The organism is Sneathiella glossodoripedis JCM 23214, from assembly GCF_000616095.1.
Lineage (GTDB): Bacteria > Pseudomonadota > Alphaproteobacteria > Sneathiellales > Sneathiellaceae > Sneathiella > Sneathiella glossodoripedis.
Genome location: NZ_BAMS01000006.1, coordinates 54,524 through 68,053 on the forward strand (window position 1 = coordinate 54,524; position 13,530 = coordinate 68,053).

General features: G+C 48.2%; 13 protein-coding genes and 3 pseudogenes. 8 read left to right on the plus strand and 8 right to left on the minus strand.

The window, feature by feature from the left end; all coding sequences use genetic code 11:
* The first annotated feature begins 141 nt into the window (after positions 1-141).
* Positions 142-1,619, plus strand: a pseudogene (locus JCM23214_RS26855) (M81 family metallopeptidase).
* 3 nt (positions 1,620-1,622) lie between these two features.
* Positions 1,623-2,933, plus strand: a complete 1,311-nt coding sequence (locus JCM23214_RS16840) for a tetratricopeptide repeat protein (RefSeq protein ID WP_051548229.1) — start codon at positions 1,623-1,625, stop codon at positions 2,931-2,933.
* Here the strand turns inward: JCM23214_RS16840 and JCM23214_RS16845 are convergent.
* Complete coding sequence (locus tag JCM23214_RS16845) at positions 2,918-3,292, minus strand: DUF2794 domain-containing protein (protein WP_025899967.1); 375 nt, start codon at positions 3,290-3,292, stop codon at positions 2,918-2,920. The genes JCM23214_RS16840 and JCM23214_RS16845 overlap by 16 nt on opposite strands.
* A 131-nt stretch (positions 3,293-3,423) precedes the next feature.
* Between JCM23214_RS16845 and msrB the strand changes: the two genes are divergently transcribed.
* A complete protein-coding gene (gene msrB / locus JCM23214_RS16850; protein ID WP_025899968.1) occupies positions 3,424-3,825 on the plus strand; it encodes a peptide-methionine (R)-S-oxide reductase MsrB in 402 nt (133 codons plus the stop codon).
* Here the strand turns inward: msrB and JCM23214_RS16855 are convergent.
* The 4 genes and pseudogenes from JCM23214_RS16855 to JCM23214_RS16870 form a co-directional block, all read right to left on the minus strand.
* Positions 3,822-4,814: an ABC transporter ATP-binding protein gene (locus JCM23214_RS16855; protein WP_025899969.1), complete on the minus strand. Its 993-nt coding sequence runs from the start codon at positions 4,812-4,814 to the stop codon at positions 3,822-3,824. The two genes, msrB and JCM23214_RS16855, sit on opposite strands and share 4 nt — an antisense overlap.
* Positions 4,811-5,805, minus strand: a pseudogene (locus JCM23214_RS21510) (ABC transporter ATP-binding protein). Before JCM23214_RS21510 ends, JCM23214_RS16855 begins: the two are co-directional and overlap by 4 nt.
* Before the next feature lies 1 nt (position 5,806).
* The gene (locus JCM23214_RS16865) at positions 5,807-6,655 is read right to left on the minus strand and encodes an ABC transporter permease (RefSeq protein WP_025899970.1); all 849 of its coding nucleotides are present in this window, start codon (positions 6,653-6,655) and stop codon (positions 5,807-5,809) included.
* Positions 6,652-7,602, minus strand: coding sequence for an ABC transporter permease (locus JCM23214_RS16870; RefSeq protein ID WP_025899971.1), 951 nt, complete (start codon positions 7,600-7,602; stop codon positions 6,652-6,654). The genes JCM23214_RS16865 and JCM23214_RS16870 overlap by 4 nt, the downstream gene beginning before the upstream one ends.
* 236 nt (positions 7,603-7,838) lie before the next feature.
* Between JCM23214_RS16870 and JCM23214_RS16875 the strand changes: the two genes are divergently transcribed.
* The 3 genes from JCM23214_RS16875 (at position 7,839) to JCM23214_RS16885 (ending at position 9,504) form a co-directional block, all read left to right on the plus strand.
* The gene (locus JCM23214_RS16875; RefSeq protein WP_025899972.1) at positions 7,839-8,285 is read left to right on the plus strand and encodes a hypothetical protein; all 447 of its coding nucleotides are present in this window, start codon (positions 7,839-7,841) and stop codon (positions 8,283-8,285) included.
* Between the two features lie 68 nt (positions 8,286-8,353).
* On the plus strand, positions 8,354-8,965 hold the full coding sequence (locus JCM23214_RS16880) for an SCO family protein (RefSeq protein WP_025899973.1): 612 nt from the start codon (positions 8,354-8,356) through the stop codon (positions 8,963-8,965).
* A 14-nt stretch (positions 8,966-8,979) separates the two neighbouring features.
* Entirely contained in the window at positions 8,980-9,504 is a 525-nt protein-coding gene (locus JCM23214_RS16885) for a copper chaperone PCu(A)C (protein ID WP_159104381.1), read from the plus strand.
* Positions 9,505-9,553: 49 nt separating this feature from the next.
* Here JCM23214_RS16885 and JCM23214_RS21515 read toward each other — a convergent pair.
* Positions 9,554-10,391, minus strand: a pseudogene (locus JCM23214_RS21515) (HTD2 family dehydratase).
* A gap of 110 nt (positions 10,392-10,501) precedes the next feature.
* Here JCM23214_RS21515 and JCM23214_RS21520 point away from each other — a divergent pair.
* The gene (locus tag JCM23214_RS21520; protein ID WP_037493875.1) at positions 10,502-11,422 is read left to right on the plus strand and encodes a CHAD domain-containing protein; all 921 of its coding nucleotides are present in this window, start codon (positions 10,502-10,504) and stop codon (positions 11,420-11,422) included.
* Here the strand turns inward: JCM23214_RS21520 and JCM23214_RS21525 are convergent.
* Positions 11,419-12,219 carry a sterol desaturase family protein gene (locus JCM23214_RS21525; protein ID WP_037493877.1) on the minus strand — a complete coding sequence of 267 codons (801 nt, stop codon included), beginning with the start codon at positions 12,217-12,219 and terminating at the stop codon, positions 11,419-11,421. The two genes, JCM23214_RS21520 and JCM23214_RS21525, sit on opposite strands and share 4 nt — an antisense overlap.
* Positions 12,220-12,303: 84 nt before the next feature.
* Between JCM23214_RS21525 and JCM23214_RS16905 the strand changes: the two genes are divergently transcribed.
* Positions 12,304-12,924: an alpha/beta family hydrolase gene (locus JCM23214_RS16905; RefSeq protein ID WP_025899975.1), complete on the plus strand. Its 621-nt coding sequence runs from the start codon at positions 12,304-12,306 to the stop codon at positions 12,922-12,924.
* Here JCM23214_RS16905 and JCM23214_RS16910 read toward each other — a convergent pair.
* Positions 12,921-13,472, minus strand: coding sequence for an NAD(P)-dependent oxidoreductase (locus JCM23214_RS16910; RefSeq protein ID WP_025899976.1), 552 nt, complete (start codon positions 13,470-13,472; stop codon positions 12,921-12,923). The genes JCM23214_RS16905 and JCM23214_RS16910 overlap by 4 nt on opposite strands.
* Positions 13,473-13,530: the final 58 nt, after the last annotated feature.

Genomic DNA, 13,530 nt, shown 5'->3' on the forward strand with positions numbered 1-13,530 from the left:
ACTATATTCTTCAAGAAAACCCGGCCTTGTGCCGGGTTTTTTTATGCGCTCCTGACGATTTGTTTTTACTTGGCTGTTCGCGGGATCCTGTTAGAATAGTTGGAAAGCAAACATTATTTCTAGCCAGGGAAGTTAGTATCCATGCGTATTCTAATCGCCATGATGAAACACGAAACCAATACATTTTCACCGATACCGGCGGATTTGAAACGATTTGAGGATTGGGGAATTCATTTTGGTGACAATGCACGTGCAGCCTACGAAGGTACAGCAATGCCAATGGGGGCCTATATTGAGCTCGCCAAGTCCATTAATGCTGAAATCGTGACACCGGTTGCCGCAGAGGCTATGCCTTCAGGGCCAGTGACCAAGGAAGCCTATGAAGTGCTGTGTAATGCAATTTTGGATGAAGTTCGTGGTGGTGTAGATGCGGCAATGCTGGATTTGCACGGGGCCATGGTATCGGAGGTCACACCGGACGGAGAAGGCACTTTACTTGAGCGCATCCGCGAGATTGATCCCGACCTACCTATTGCTGTGACATTGGATTTGCACTGTAACCTAACCGATAAAATGATGCAGAATTGCACAACATTAATCGGTTACAAGACATACCCTCATGTGGATATGTACGAAGTTGGGATGCAAATTGGTCAGGCCTTGCTTGATAGTATGGAAGGTAAAATCAAACCGGTGATGTCCTGGGGAAATGTACCGTTGTTGAGCCAGACCCTATGTCAGGGAACGGATGATGAGCCATGGCGACACTGGTTCGGCTTTGCCGGGAGGCGGAAGCGGAAGAGGGGATTATCGCGGCAACAGCATTTGGCGGGTTTGCGCTTGCCGATATCAAGCAGGCCGGTAATTCGGTGATTGTTGTTGCAGATGGGGATCAGGCAAAGGCTGATGCTGTTCGCGATCGAATTCTGGCTGCCGCTTGGGAGCGCCGCGAAGATTTCATATACAAGCACGCACCGCTTGCGGAGAAAGTAGCTGAGGCAAAGGCTTTGACGGAAGGGCCAGTGATTTTGCTTGATCATGCAGATAACTGCGGGTCCGGCGCGACGCAGGATGTTATGACAGTTATTGCCGAAATTCATCGTCAGGGCCTTGAAGATGTTGCTGTCGGTGCGGTTTGGGACCCAGAGGCTGTTACGCAAATGCAGAAAGCCGGAGTTGGTAGCACCGTCACCATTAATCTTGGCGGCAAGACGGATATGCCATCCATCGGAGAAAAAGGTGAGCCCCTTGAAATTACGGGAACCGTGAAAGTTCTGACCAATGGGGAGTGGACCGTTCACGGCCCTATGTACACGGGAGTTAAGGTGTTTATGGGGCCAACGGCTGTTCTTGATACTGGTAAAATGGAGATTGTTGTCGTATCCAACCACCATGAACCTTGGGATCAGGGAGTATTTACATCCGTAGGTATACAGCCTGAGTTCAAAAAGTATATTGTTCTTAAGAGTCGAATTCACTATCGGGCGGGATTTGCCAAGCTCGCAAAGCATACGCTCACTCTGGATGGGAAGGGTGTCACTACGTCCGATAACAATTTGCTGGAATATCAAAATGTTCGCCGGCCGATTTATCCGCTTGATTTGATTAACGAGGCTTAGCTGATGGAAGATCTGTATGGTAACCTGGTTACAGCGCAGAACCCAAAGACTATAGAGGGAATAAACCGGTTCACCGAGAGTCTGATCGGCTTTGGCACCGATTTCGGTGTGATTTTTGAAGCCTCGGATGAAGATCCATCCTGTGCCCTGGCGGCCTCTTTGGCCGGTTTGTTGGGCCTGTTTATGGAAACGCCGGATAGGCTTGAGATTGCGGAGCGATATTTTCAACGGGCATTGAAGAACGCTCCGGTGGCTAGCACGCGCGAGCAGATTTTGATTGAGGCACTCTGGGCGTCCAATTGCGGGGATCTGGAAAAGGCAATTAAATGCCATAAGCGTTTGGCGGTTGAGTTTCCACGAGATTTACTGTCGGTGAAAATCGGTCAGACACTGTGTTTTAATCTGGGAGATGATGAAGGCATGTTGTGGCTCGCCGATCAGGTTATTGGCGAGCATCAAGATACAGCTTATGCGCATGGTATGCGGGCTTTTGGTCTTGAACAGATGTCATATCTGGAAGAAGCAGAAGAGGCCGCGCGGCATGCTACATCCCTTAAAAGAAGGGAGCCATGGGCACATCACGCTGCTGCTCATGTCATGCTAACGCAAGGGCGGTTGGATGACGGCATTTCATGGATGATGGAGCATAGCGATGAGTGGGAGGGGTGTAACTCTTTCATGTATACTCATAACTGGTGGCATTTGGCGCTGTTTTATCTTGAAGGAGAAGATTTCCAGAGCGCTTTGAAGCTATATGACGAGCGTGTTTGGACCCGTGACAAAACCTATAGCGAAGATCAGATCAACGCGATTTCATTACTGTGGCGACTGGAAATAGCAGGAGTGGATGTTGGAAACCGGTGGCAGGAACTGGCAGAATTTGTGTCCGCCCGGACATTGATAAATGATCAGCCATTTCTGGATATGCAATATGCATTTGCACTGGCGCGCGGCGAAAAACACGAAGAGCTTGAACATTTATTGCAGGGAATGGACGCAATGCAGGTTCGGGCGCCCAAATTAACAAGGACTGTTTGGCGTGATGTTGCCTACCCGGCAGCACAAGCGTTCGTGGCCTTTGCCAATGCGAATTATAATCGCGTAGTGGACTTGTTAGGTCCTGCCCGTGCGCATTTGCAGAAAGTTGGCGGCAGTCACGCCCAAAGAGATCTCTTCGAGCAGATTTGGATTACCAGTTTGCTGCGAGCTGGTCAGACGCAGGAGGCAATCGGCCTTCTGCAAGCTCGCGTGAATTTCAGAAAGACTGTTCCGCTGGACAAATCCTGGTTGGCTGCGGCTCAGTCTACAGTCTGAAACCGCTTTTTATCAAATACCCGAAGCACTTGTTTCAGGTCGTGACCGCGCTTTAAAATTCTGCCATTTTGCCCGAATATGGCATAGACCCCCTGTTTATTGGCAAGACGAGGTTCTTTGTAGATACGGTAGAGGGGTTTTTCAGTTGTTCTGTGAAAGACAGCAAAGCTGCAATTGTGTTTCGTCTGCCCAATCGCATAGTCACGCCATTCAGATTTTGCAACCATCTGGCCATAAACCTGCAAGATCAGACTTAATTCGGTTCTGTTGAAAAAAATTGGAGCGGGTGTCGCCGGTGAATTAATGCTCCGGCCTGTTTGTGTATTTAAATGCGCGCTTAATTGAACAATGTCGCTCATATACCCTTCCAGTCTATGGTGTAATCTTCGTTTAATTACGTAGTTCCGTCAAGTATTGTGAAATATTTTTGACAGTTTACAGTTGCACCATATGTAATGGTTAACAGTCCATATCATGGGAGAAATTGCAGGTGGAAAAAATCGTGAAGTCGGATGCTGAATGGAAAGCCCTATTAACGCCGGAGCAGTATAAAATTACACGTAAAAAAGGCACGGAAAGAGCGTTTACGGGTGCTTATGATGGCAACAAACGCAGCGGGGTCTATCGCTGTATCTGCTGTGACGAACCTTTATTCTCATCAGAGGCAAAATTTGACTCCGGGACAGGATGGCCGAGTTTCTATGAACCGCTGAACCCTGAAATGGTTGGAGAAGTGGAAGATCGTTCTTTTTTCATGCGCCGGACCGAAGTCATTTGCAACAAGTGCGATGCCCATTTGGGCCACGTATTTCCAGACGGGCCAGCCCCCACAGGCCTTCGGTATTGTCTAAACTCGGCGGCACTGAATTTTGAGGAAAAACAGAGCGATTAGGCGGTTGCCTCTTTCATAAGCTCTTGTGAAAAGTGACAGGCTGCCAAATGTTCCGGCCCAACCTTTTTAAGGGAAGGTGTTTCGCGCCGGCAGCGGTCTTGTGCCATGGGACAGCGATCCTGAAACGAGCAGCCAATTCTCTGTTCAGTTTGCCCGGTTACTGTCCCTTTGAGGCGAATGCGTTCTCTTTTCCGGCCCGAAGCGGGTTTTGGAACCGCGTCCAGCAGGACTTTCGTGTAAGGGTGTGCGGGAGACTTAAAGAGGTCTTCTGTTCGCCCTTTTTCGACGATAGAGCCCAAATACATGACAGCCACTTCATCGCATAAATACTCAACCACTGCCAGATCATGGCTGATAAACATGTACGTAACACCGAAGCTGTCCTGCAGGTCCTTTAGCAGATTCAGAACTTGTGCCTGAACTGATACATCCAGTGCAGATACTGGCTCATCAGCGACAATAAGAGATGGGCGAGTGATCAATGCACGTGCTATTGCGATGCGTTGACGTTGTCCGCCAGAAAATTCATGTGGATACTTTTCCGTGTCAGTTGATTTTAGCCCGACAGACTGCAGTACTTCTTTGACGCGGTTGTTTTTTTCTTCCGTACTGATTTTTCCAAGGGCCGCCAAGGGTTCAGCGACAATCCTTCCAACTGTATGGTGGGGGTCCAAGGACCCGTATGGGTCTTGAAACACCATTTGAAAATGCTGGCGGAGCGGGCGAAGTTCGCTAAAGCTTTTACAGACGACTTCTTCTCCCTGTATGATAACAGAGCCAGAATCCGTGGGCTCCAACGCCATGACATTTCTGGCAAGTGTAGATTTGCCGCAGCCACTCTCACCAACGATGCCAAAGCTTTTCCCCTCTTTTATTTCGAAGCTGACACCATTAAGGGCATAGACATATCGAGGTTTGGCGAAAAGACTTTCTTTGGGGAGTGGGTAATGCCGAACCAGATCAGTGACTTTCAGTACGGTTTTACTCATTCATACAGCCCCTTACTTCTCGCACTTACAGCCTGTTGCAGGTGATGACAGGTCACCAGATGAGAGCCTTCCATTTGATTTACGGGAGGAATGTTGCCCGCGCAGATATCGCTCGCAAGTGGGCATCGGTCAGTGAATGTGCAACCACTTGGCAGGTTGATCAAGTCTGGAACGGTGCCAGGAATTGTCGTAAGCCGTTTCCCACGCCCCATCCCGACTTTTGGCATCGCTGCAAAAAGGCCTTGAGTGTAGGGATGCGTCAGTTGATCAAAAATATGATCAGTTTTCCCACTTTCAACGACGGTTCCGCCATACATTACAATGACATTGTCCGTGTTTTCTGCAATCACTCCCAAGTCATGGGAAATGAGAACAAGCGACATGCCTTCTTCTTGCACCAGCGTTTGAATTAGCTCCAAGATCTGATCCTGAATGGTAACATCAAGCGCGGTAGTTGGCTCATCCGCAATCAACACATCAGGAGAGCAGGAGAGAGCCAGTGCGATCATTACGCGTTGGCGCTGGCCGCCGGAAAGCTGGTGTGGGTAATTGCTGACCCGTTCAGCCGGGTTAGGAATACCGACCCTGTCCAGCAATCTGATAGCTTCCTGCATCGCACTGGATTTCGACAGACCTTTGTGCAGCCTAAGCGGTTCCATGATCTGCCGGCCAACTGTATGAACAGGGTTGAGGGACGTCATGGGTTCCTGAAATATCATCGCCATTTTATTGCCGCGGACACGGCACATTTCAGCTTCTGATTTTTGAAGAAGATTTTCACCGTCAAGATTTACGCTACCTGTGGTAGAAGCGTTTTCCGGCAGCAATCCCATCAAGGCCAGTGCAGTCATGGATTTACCGCAGCCACTCTCACCCACAATCCCGAGGTTTCACCTTTGTTCAGGTCAAAGCTCAGATTTCGGACTGCGCGGGCAGGACCATTGGCGGTTTTCAAGGTGACGGTAAGGTCATTTACGTTAAGCAAACTCATTTTAGCGCTTCCTGCTCAGGCGAGGATCAAGGACATCGCGAAGACCGTCACCCAGCAAATTCAAGCCGAATACAGCCAGAGCAATTGCCGCACCCGGATAAACTGCTTGCATAGGCTGCAGGAACATCAGGGTTTGTGCTTCATTGAGCATGCGGCCCCAGGATGGATGTGGGGGTTGAGTGCCAAGCCCCAGATAGGAAAGGGCCGCTTCAGCGAGTATCGCGATGGCAAACTGGATGGTGGCCTGCACAATCAGGATAGACAGAATATTGGGTAACACATGCTCAATAGTGATCCTGAATTTGTTTTTACCTGACGCACGCGCAGCCATTACATATTCGCGTGCCCAAATAGCATTTGCCGAACCACGGGTGAGGCGGGCGAATACCGGGACATTATAGATGCCAATTGCAATTATCGAATTGACTCCACCGGGCCCCAAAATGGCGGTAATCATGATGGCAGAGAGGATTGCTGGAAACGCAAATGAGAAATCACTCATGCGCATGATCAGCTCTTCTGTCCACCCACGTTGGGCAGATGCCAGCAGACCCAGAGCAACACCCGCAAACAAGCCAATGGAGACGGCAACCACGCCGACAGTTATGGAGTTCTGCGTTCCTGTCATCAACATTGAGACAACATCGCGGCCAAATTGGTCCGTTCCAAACCAATGATCCGCCGATGGAGGCAGAAAGCGGGTTTTAATGGAAATGTCGATGGTTCCCGGTGTCCAGAAAAGTGAGACCGCCGCACAGGTGAGAAGAAACAGGGTAATGACGCCGCCGACCAGAAAGCTTCGGCTGTTGAGGCAACGACCAATAAATGACTGGGAAGATGAACTACTCATATGTCATGCGCTTTCAGGCGTGGATCAATGACGGCATATAAAATATCCACCACAAAATTTGTGATCACAACCATAGCAGCGAGCATAAGCACGACATTCTCAACTACGATTGTGTCTCGGTTATTAATGGCCTTGAGGACTGTTGAGCCTAAACCCGGCAGATAGAAAACATTTTCAACAACAACGGTACCTGCCAGAAGGTTTGCAAATTGCAGTCCCATCACCGTGATTACCGGGATCATCGCATTTCTAAGCACGTGTAACCAAAGTGTGGCTCGCTGGCTTAACCCTTTCGCCCGGGCGGTGCGGACAAAATCTTCGCGAAATACTTCCAAAACTGAAGAGCGCGTAATACGGGCAAGGATTGCTCCTTGCACTGTTGCCAAGGCAACTGCAGGCAAAATCAGGGCGTTAATGCATTTCCAAAAACCCTGATCCCATCCGGGGAAACCTCCCGGGGGAAACCATTTCAGGTTCACCGCAAAATACAGAATAAGCAGGACAGCAAGCCAGAAATTAGGAACAGATATGCCGAGCTGGCTGACGCCCATCAATGTCACATCGCTTGCCTTGTTGTGATTGGCCGCGGCATATAATCCGATTACCAAAGCGATGGTGACGCTTAAAATCATGGAGAGAATTGCCAGTGGGACCGTAATCTGCAGTGCGCCCTGGACCAATTCTGACACCGGTACTTTATAAGCGTAACTGTTGCCCAGTTCACCTTGAAGCAGGCCGCCGATCCAATCGAAATATCGCTCAAGCGGCGGGCGATCCAATCCGAGTTCCTTTGTAAGTGCCGCAACTGAGCTTTCTGTTGCATCTACACCCAGAATCACTAATGCAGGATCACCGGGAAGGATCTCCATAACGGTAAAGATCACAATTGATGCACCTATCAAGGTCGCAAGCAAAGTGATGAATCGTTTTGCGAGAAATACGCTCATATCCTGTTAGACTGCCCCATATTACCCAGACCAAGGAATTTATTTGCTCATTTTGTTGCCAATCTATTCGGACAATTGTTTGTAGTCAATCATTCTCACGTAGATAAAAGCAACAATATAACCGTTTATACGCTGGATATTACACAACATTACCGGCAGAGCGCTAGTGTTATGATTTGGCGTCTCACCCCGCCTTTTCGCTTGCCGATGATGGGACGGTGGACTAATTTCCGCCTATGAACGGAAATCAGGAAATAAATGGCTTAAACTCGCGTAGTTTGTCGGCCAGGAAAGGATTGCGCGCACGCGCTGCGATCTTCGTGACCGTTCTGGCGATATTCCTGAACCTGTTTGCACCCCTTACACATAGCGTCGCATTGCCGTCCCATGATGCCACAATGCTGGAAATCTGTACTGGCAATGGTGTGGAATATGTAAGTGCAGATGAGCTCTTAAACGAGCAACTCCCAGCGGAGGAGGACTGTCCGTTATGTGCGGAATGTCCTGTATGCTGGCAAGTCAGTTCTGCGAAACCTTATCTGAACGAAGCGGGAAATACCGAATATTTTGAAGCAGGATTATTTCTTCGCTTCACCCGCGGAGACGTTCAGCTTGAATCGCTGGAGTCTTTTCTTTGGCCGGAAAGCCGAGCGCCGCCAACTGTGACCGAGTTTGAATCCTAGTCAGTGGCATCAAGTTGAATGCCGCTAATTTTCCGATTTTTTCGGTTCCAGTTTCACAGGTTAATAATATGAACAGGTTTTTCACTTACGCCGTTTCGGTGCTTGTCGTTGTCGGATTGGTTATTGCTGCCTTTATTATCGCAAACGAAATGTTTGGTGAGCGTATTCAGGGAACATCTCGCACGATAGTTGGTGCTCCGCAAATTGGAGGGCCATTTACATTGGTGAATGAAGATGGTCAGCAAGTTACAGAAGAAGACTTTAAAGGTAAGTTGATGCTCGTCTTCTTTGGGTACACTTTCTGCCCTGATGTCTGCCCGACAGAGCTAAATGTCTTTTCTGAAGTCATGGAAGCTTTGGGAGAGGACGCGGAAAATGTTGTTCCTGTCTTCATTACAGTTGATCCCGATCGGGATACTGCGGAAGTCATAAAGGAATATACCGACGCTTTTCATCCATCGATCATTGGGCTGACGGGCACGCCAGAGCAAATCACGCATGTGAAAAAGCAGTACCGGGCATATGGACAGGCAGTAGAAAAGGAAAAAGATCCTGAGTTTTATCTGGTGGATCATACCTCTTTTACTTACCTGATGGGGCGAGATGGTGAAATGATCACTGTGTTCTCCTATGGAACAAAAGCCGAGGAAATCGTCGCGAATATTGAAAAACTTCTGTAATGAAAGATATCAAGATGATTAAGTTTCCTCGAATGGTGGCTATGGCATTGGTCGTTTGTGCCAGCCTTGCCGCTTTCCCTGTAGCTGCGGTAAAAGCCGCAGGCAGTCACGCCGTAATTTCCGTTGAAAACGCGTGGGCCAGAGCCTCGAAAGTTAAGGTTGCCGGCGCCTTTATGACATTGAACAATAAATCCACTTCCGACGATATATTGTTGTCTGCATCATCTGATGTTGCAAAGCGCGTGGAAATTCACACCACCAAAACTGTTGATGGCGTGATGAAAATGATTGAAATGGAAGAGGGTGTTGTTGTGCCCGCGAGCGGATCGCTTGTTTTAAAGCCCGGCAGTTATCATGTGATGCTGATGGGTCTGAAACACCCGCTGAAGGAAGGTGACACCTTTGCTATTCGTTTGAAGTTCAAGCATGCCGACGAGGTGGAGGCGCTTGTGACGGTGATGGCGGCCGGTGCCATGGAAGGCATGAAGCACGAGCATGGATCTCACAGCATGCAACATAAAAAACATAAGCACGACTAGTGATAGTTGCAGCATTTTCAAGAGCGCGCGGGGTAATCCCGCGCGTTTCCTAGAATTTTGCAGTCGCCTTTACAGCCAGTTCACCGTGCGGGCCAACAGCCCAAACGTCGCAAGTGGAGTCACTGGTTTTCTTCCCGCAGATCCGAAAGGGCGCGATATCGTATATTGGACTTGAGTTTCGGAACTCAAATGTTTTGAGGCTTTTGCTGCCCATATTATCGGAGGCCAGTTTCATCAGTAGCGTACCGATAAGAGGTCCATGGACAACAAGACCCGGATAGCCTTCAACATTAGTGACGTAATCGCGATCATAATGGATGCGATGACCGTTAAAGGTGAGTGCGGAATATCTGAATAGCATTACTGGATCCGGCACAATCGTTTTTTCCCAATCGAAATCGATAGGGGCCGCCGTTGGCTCTGGTGTCGGGTCACCCTCTTTGGCGGCCTCACGAAAAACGATATCGTGTTCTTCGCGCACGCATTGTGCGCCTTCTTTTTTTAAAAGATGTTCAACCGTGACAAATACAAGCTTGCCTGAACGACCCTCCTTTTCTTCAACGGAGAGTATGGTTGAGGTCTTTTCAATTGCATCACCCGTTCGAATTGGACGGGTGAAGGAGAGGCGCCCACCAGCCACATTCTACGGGGGAGCTTTACAGGTGGCAGAAACGAGCCTTTGCGGCTGTGGCCATCTTCGGCAAGATTGGATTGCCGATCTTTTGGTAGAAAATATAACCAATGGCATCCGGCAGGCAGGATTTCACTAACCGGGCCTTCTTCGTCCATTAATGCGGAAAAACCCTGCAAGGTTGGGGGAAAATGACTTCGTTTCGGGTTTCACTGTTACCAACCCAGTCTTTGAGATTATTCTTGCTTGTTTTCATTTCTGCTCTAGCCTGTAATTTGGAATGTTTTAAGCATACCGCAGATCATAATTTTCGTAAATGTCAGTGCGTCAAATGCTGCTCAAATCAGGAAGACGGCTTAAATTTGAATGGTGTTAGAAAAGTTACCATATCTGGATCTGGGTTCGGTCGAGTCAACCCATGAAGCTGCGCAATTGATTTTCAAGGAAAACCTCCTGCATCTCCAAAGGAACTTGGGCCTCTTTCTACAAGAGGAAAATGGGCAAGCTTTGATGCAAGTGCGGATTGCAACTCGCAGGATCAGAATGGCGATTACGACATTTGAAGCCTATTTAAGGCCCGTGAGTCGGAAACTGCTTCAAGATGAATTTAAACATTTTGGCCGAAAAATGGGGTTGGCCCGTGATCTGGATGTGTTGCTTCATGGAATTTTGGGGCCTTCATGCCCGCTTGATGGCATAGATGAAGAATATATGGCCCTGCGGGATCAAGTGGAGTTAATGCGGGATCGCGAGTTTGAGAGATTACGTGACAAGCTGCAAAGACGCCGTTTGAAAAGATTGCTGGAGCGGTTTGAAGAGTGGTTGCGAGCGCCTTTTGACCCGGAAAAACTGCCCTCTTGTCCCGCGTTACCCGATTTTGCTTTTGATGCTATTTCCCAGTCGAGAGAGGTACTGTTGGAGAGAGGCGAGAAGCTTGATTGGAACAGTGTTTCAGATTTACACAAGATGCGGAAAAACGTTAAGCAATACCGCTACAATATTCGTTTCTTCGCATCGAGAATTGCACCAGAAACTGTTGAGGCGGCTTATAATGTAATCGTACCGATGCAGGACTGCCTTGGGGACATAAATGACATTCATGTTGGTGCAGAAATCCTGCAAAAATTACTTCATGACATTCCACCCAAACGCATGAAACCTTTTTTAAAGATGAATACCAAGCTGCTGGATTATTACAGCGATGTCACAGATAAAAAAATGGAAGAATATTCAGATTTGTGGTCTCGTTTTCATGCATTCGAGTTGACGCGTGATAAATTTTCCTAGCGCTTGAAGGGTAAGCTTAAGAGCCAGAAAAAAGACTGTTTCAAATTGTCCTGATAATTACTAAGTCCAATCGTCATTCCCATATGCCCGTCATCCGGGGTTTCTTTGTAAGTGCGAAAAAGCCGATCCCATATTGAAAGGTTAAAGCCGAAATTCCGGTGATGCTCCGATGGTTTTACGGAGTGGTGTACCCTGTGCATATCAGGGGTCACGATCAGTTTTCGAACAGACTTGTCAATATTGGCTGGCAATGTGGCATTCGCATGGTTGAACATTGCCATACTGCTCAGAATGATTTCAAAGAGAATAACAGCAATAACCGGAGGACCAAGAAGAAACACTACGCCTATCTTAATGACCATTGAGAAGGCAATTTCCACCGGATGAAAACGGGCCCCGGTCGTAACATCGTAGTCAGGGTCCGCATGGTGCATTTTATGAAATCGCCAAAAGAGCGGGACGTAGTGAAACAGGACATGTTGAAAATAAATGACCAGGTCCTGAATTATAAGGGCGATCAGAATTTCAAAGGCAATCGGCAGGTTCACCAGATTAAGGACACCCCAGTTGTTTAATTCGCAGATAGCGGCAAATCCGACGGCCAATACGGGAAACAGAAACCTTAGGATGAATGAGTTAAAGATGGTGACGCCCATATTGTGGATCCATCTGAAGGATTTTGATACTCTTAAGCTTCTGCGCGGGGATAGAATTTCCCAAGCAGCAACCGCAACTAATGTGCCGAGGAAAAAAGTCATTCTCACGATCGGCTCGTGCTGAATAAGAAATTCGATCATATTGCCCTTCTTTGTAAAACATCTGTATTCTACAGATAATTCGCTGAATACTTATTCAAATCTTCGTTAAGGTATGGAAGTTATATGACCGACTATCTGCAAAATGGAAATCCGAATGCATCCAGTGTGCTGATCCTTGCGCATGGGGCTGGGGCACCCATGGATAGCCCGTTTATGGAATATTTTGCGCAAAATCTGGGAGGGGAAAGTCTGCATGTAATCCGCTTTGAATTTCCTTACATGCAAATCCGCCGCAAAGAGGGAACAAAGCGTCCTCCCGACAGGCAACCGAAATTGCTCGAGCGGTGGAGAGAGGTTATCGCTGACTTTGGCTCCTACAGGAATTTGATAATTGGCGGGAAATCAATGGGAGGTCGCATGGCATCCCTGATTGCTGATGAAATGCAGGTCAAAGGACTGGTTTGCCTTGGATATCCGTTTTACGCGCCGGGCCGATCTGACAAACCGCGTACAGAACATCTCGCGCAACTCAGTACTCCCTCGCTAATTGTACAGGGGAAGCGGGACAGTATGGGTAAAAAATCTGACGTTGAACTGTATGAACTGTCCAATCAGATTTCATTCCACTGGTGCGAAGACGGTGATCACAGTTTTAAGCCCCGAAAAGCATCCGGGTTGACCGAAGAGGAGAACTGGAAGCTTGCAGTTGCTGCTGTTTCGGAATTTGTGACCTCGATCAGTTAATGGCCCAACTCGATTATATGTGATTGTCCTGCCCCAACGTCCCCTGCGTGAGAAATATCGGAACCAAGACATTGCAGAACGGCAAGAGCCCTTTGATAATCATTTGCCGTGCCACCTGCTGAGATCATAAGCTCACCCTTTCCTGCAGCAAGCTCATCACCGACAACCGGTGCATCAATCCAGTGCGCGCTTTGCTGACTTACCAGATCTGCGTAGTGGCGTGTGCTGGTGAGGGGAGTTTGGCTTGTATCAATGACCAGCGTGTCAGGGCCGATATTTGCCACCAAACCTGCCTCACCCAATAAAATTTCTTCCATGTCCTTGGTGGAGCCCAGCATGAGAAGAATGATGCCGCCGCTTGTTTTGTGGGCGATTTCTTTGGGGGATACGCATAAGCTTATCCCTTCGCGGGCTAGCTCATATCTGACTGATGGGGAGCCATGATAGGCAAAAAGATTGGCGCCAGCCTCTTTTATGCGTAGCGCCATATGTTTGCCCATCGGCCCCAAACCAATAAAACCGATATTGGTTCCCTCAAGTGTTCCCATATCATCCCCCTAATTAGATTTATATTAATTAGGATGATATTATAAAGAAAACGAATTA

Excerpts from the sequence above, each read along its gene's own strand:
- JCM23214_RS16840 (WP_051548229.1), top strand. The coding sequence starts at position 1,623 with ATGGAAGATCTGTATGGTAACCTGGTTACAGCGCAGAACCCAAAGACT.
- JCM23214_RS16845 (WP_025899967.1), bottom strand. The coding sequence starts at position 3,292 with ATGAGCGACATTGTTCAATTAAGCGCGCATTTAAATACACAAACAGGC.
- JCM23214_RS16855 (WP_025899969.1), bottom strand. The coding sequence starts at position 4,814 with ATGAGTAAAACCGTACTGAAAGTCACTGATCTGGTTCGGCATTACCCA.
- JCM23214_RS16865 (WP_025899970.1), bottom strand. The coding sequence starts at position 6,655 with ATGAGTAGTTCATCTTCCCAGTCATTTATTGGTCGTTGCCTCAACAGC.
- JCM23214_RS16870 (WP_025899971.1), bottom strand. The coding sequence starts at position 7,602 with ATGAGCGTATTTCTCGCAAAACGATTCATCACTTTGCTTGCGACCTTG.
- JCM23214_RS16875 (WP_025899972.1), top strand. The coding sequence starts at position 7,839 with ATGAACGGAAATCAGGAAATAAATGGCTTAAACTCGCGTAGTTTGTCG.
- JCM23214_RS16880 (WP_025899973.1), top strand. The coding sequence starts at position 8,354 with ATGAACAGGTTTTTCACTTACGCCGTTTCGGTGCTTGTCGTTGTCGGA.
- JCM23214_RS16885 (WP_159104381.1), top strand. The coding sequence starts at position 8,980 with ATGATTAAGTTTCCTCGAATGGTGGCTATGGCATTGGTCGTTTGTGCC.
- JCM23214_RS21520 (WP_037493875.1), top strand. The coding sequence starts at position 10,502 with ATGGTGTTAGAAAAGTTACCATATCTGGATCTGGGTTCGGTCGAGTCA.
- JCM23214_RS21525 (WP_037493877.1), bottom strand. The coding sequence starts at position 12,219 with ATGATCGAATTTCTTATTCAGCACGAGCCGATCGTGAGAATGACTTTT.
- JCM23214_RS16905 (WP_025899975.1), top strand. The coding sequence starts at position 12,304 with ATGACCGACTATCTGCAAAATGGAAATCCGAATGCATCCAGTGTGCTG.
- JCM23214_RS16910 (WP_025899976.1), bottom strand. The coding sequence starts at position 13,472 with ATGGGAACACTTGAGGGAACCAATATCGGTTTTATTGGTTTGGGGCCG.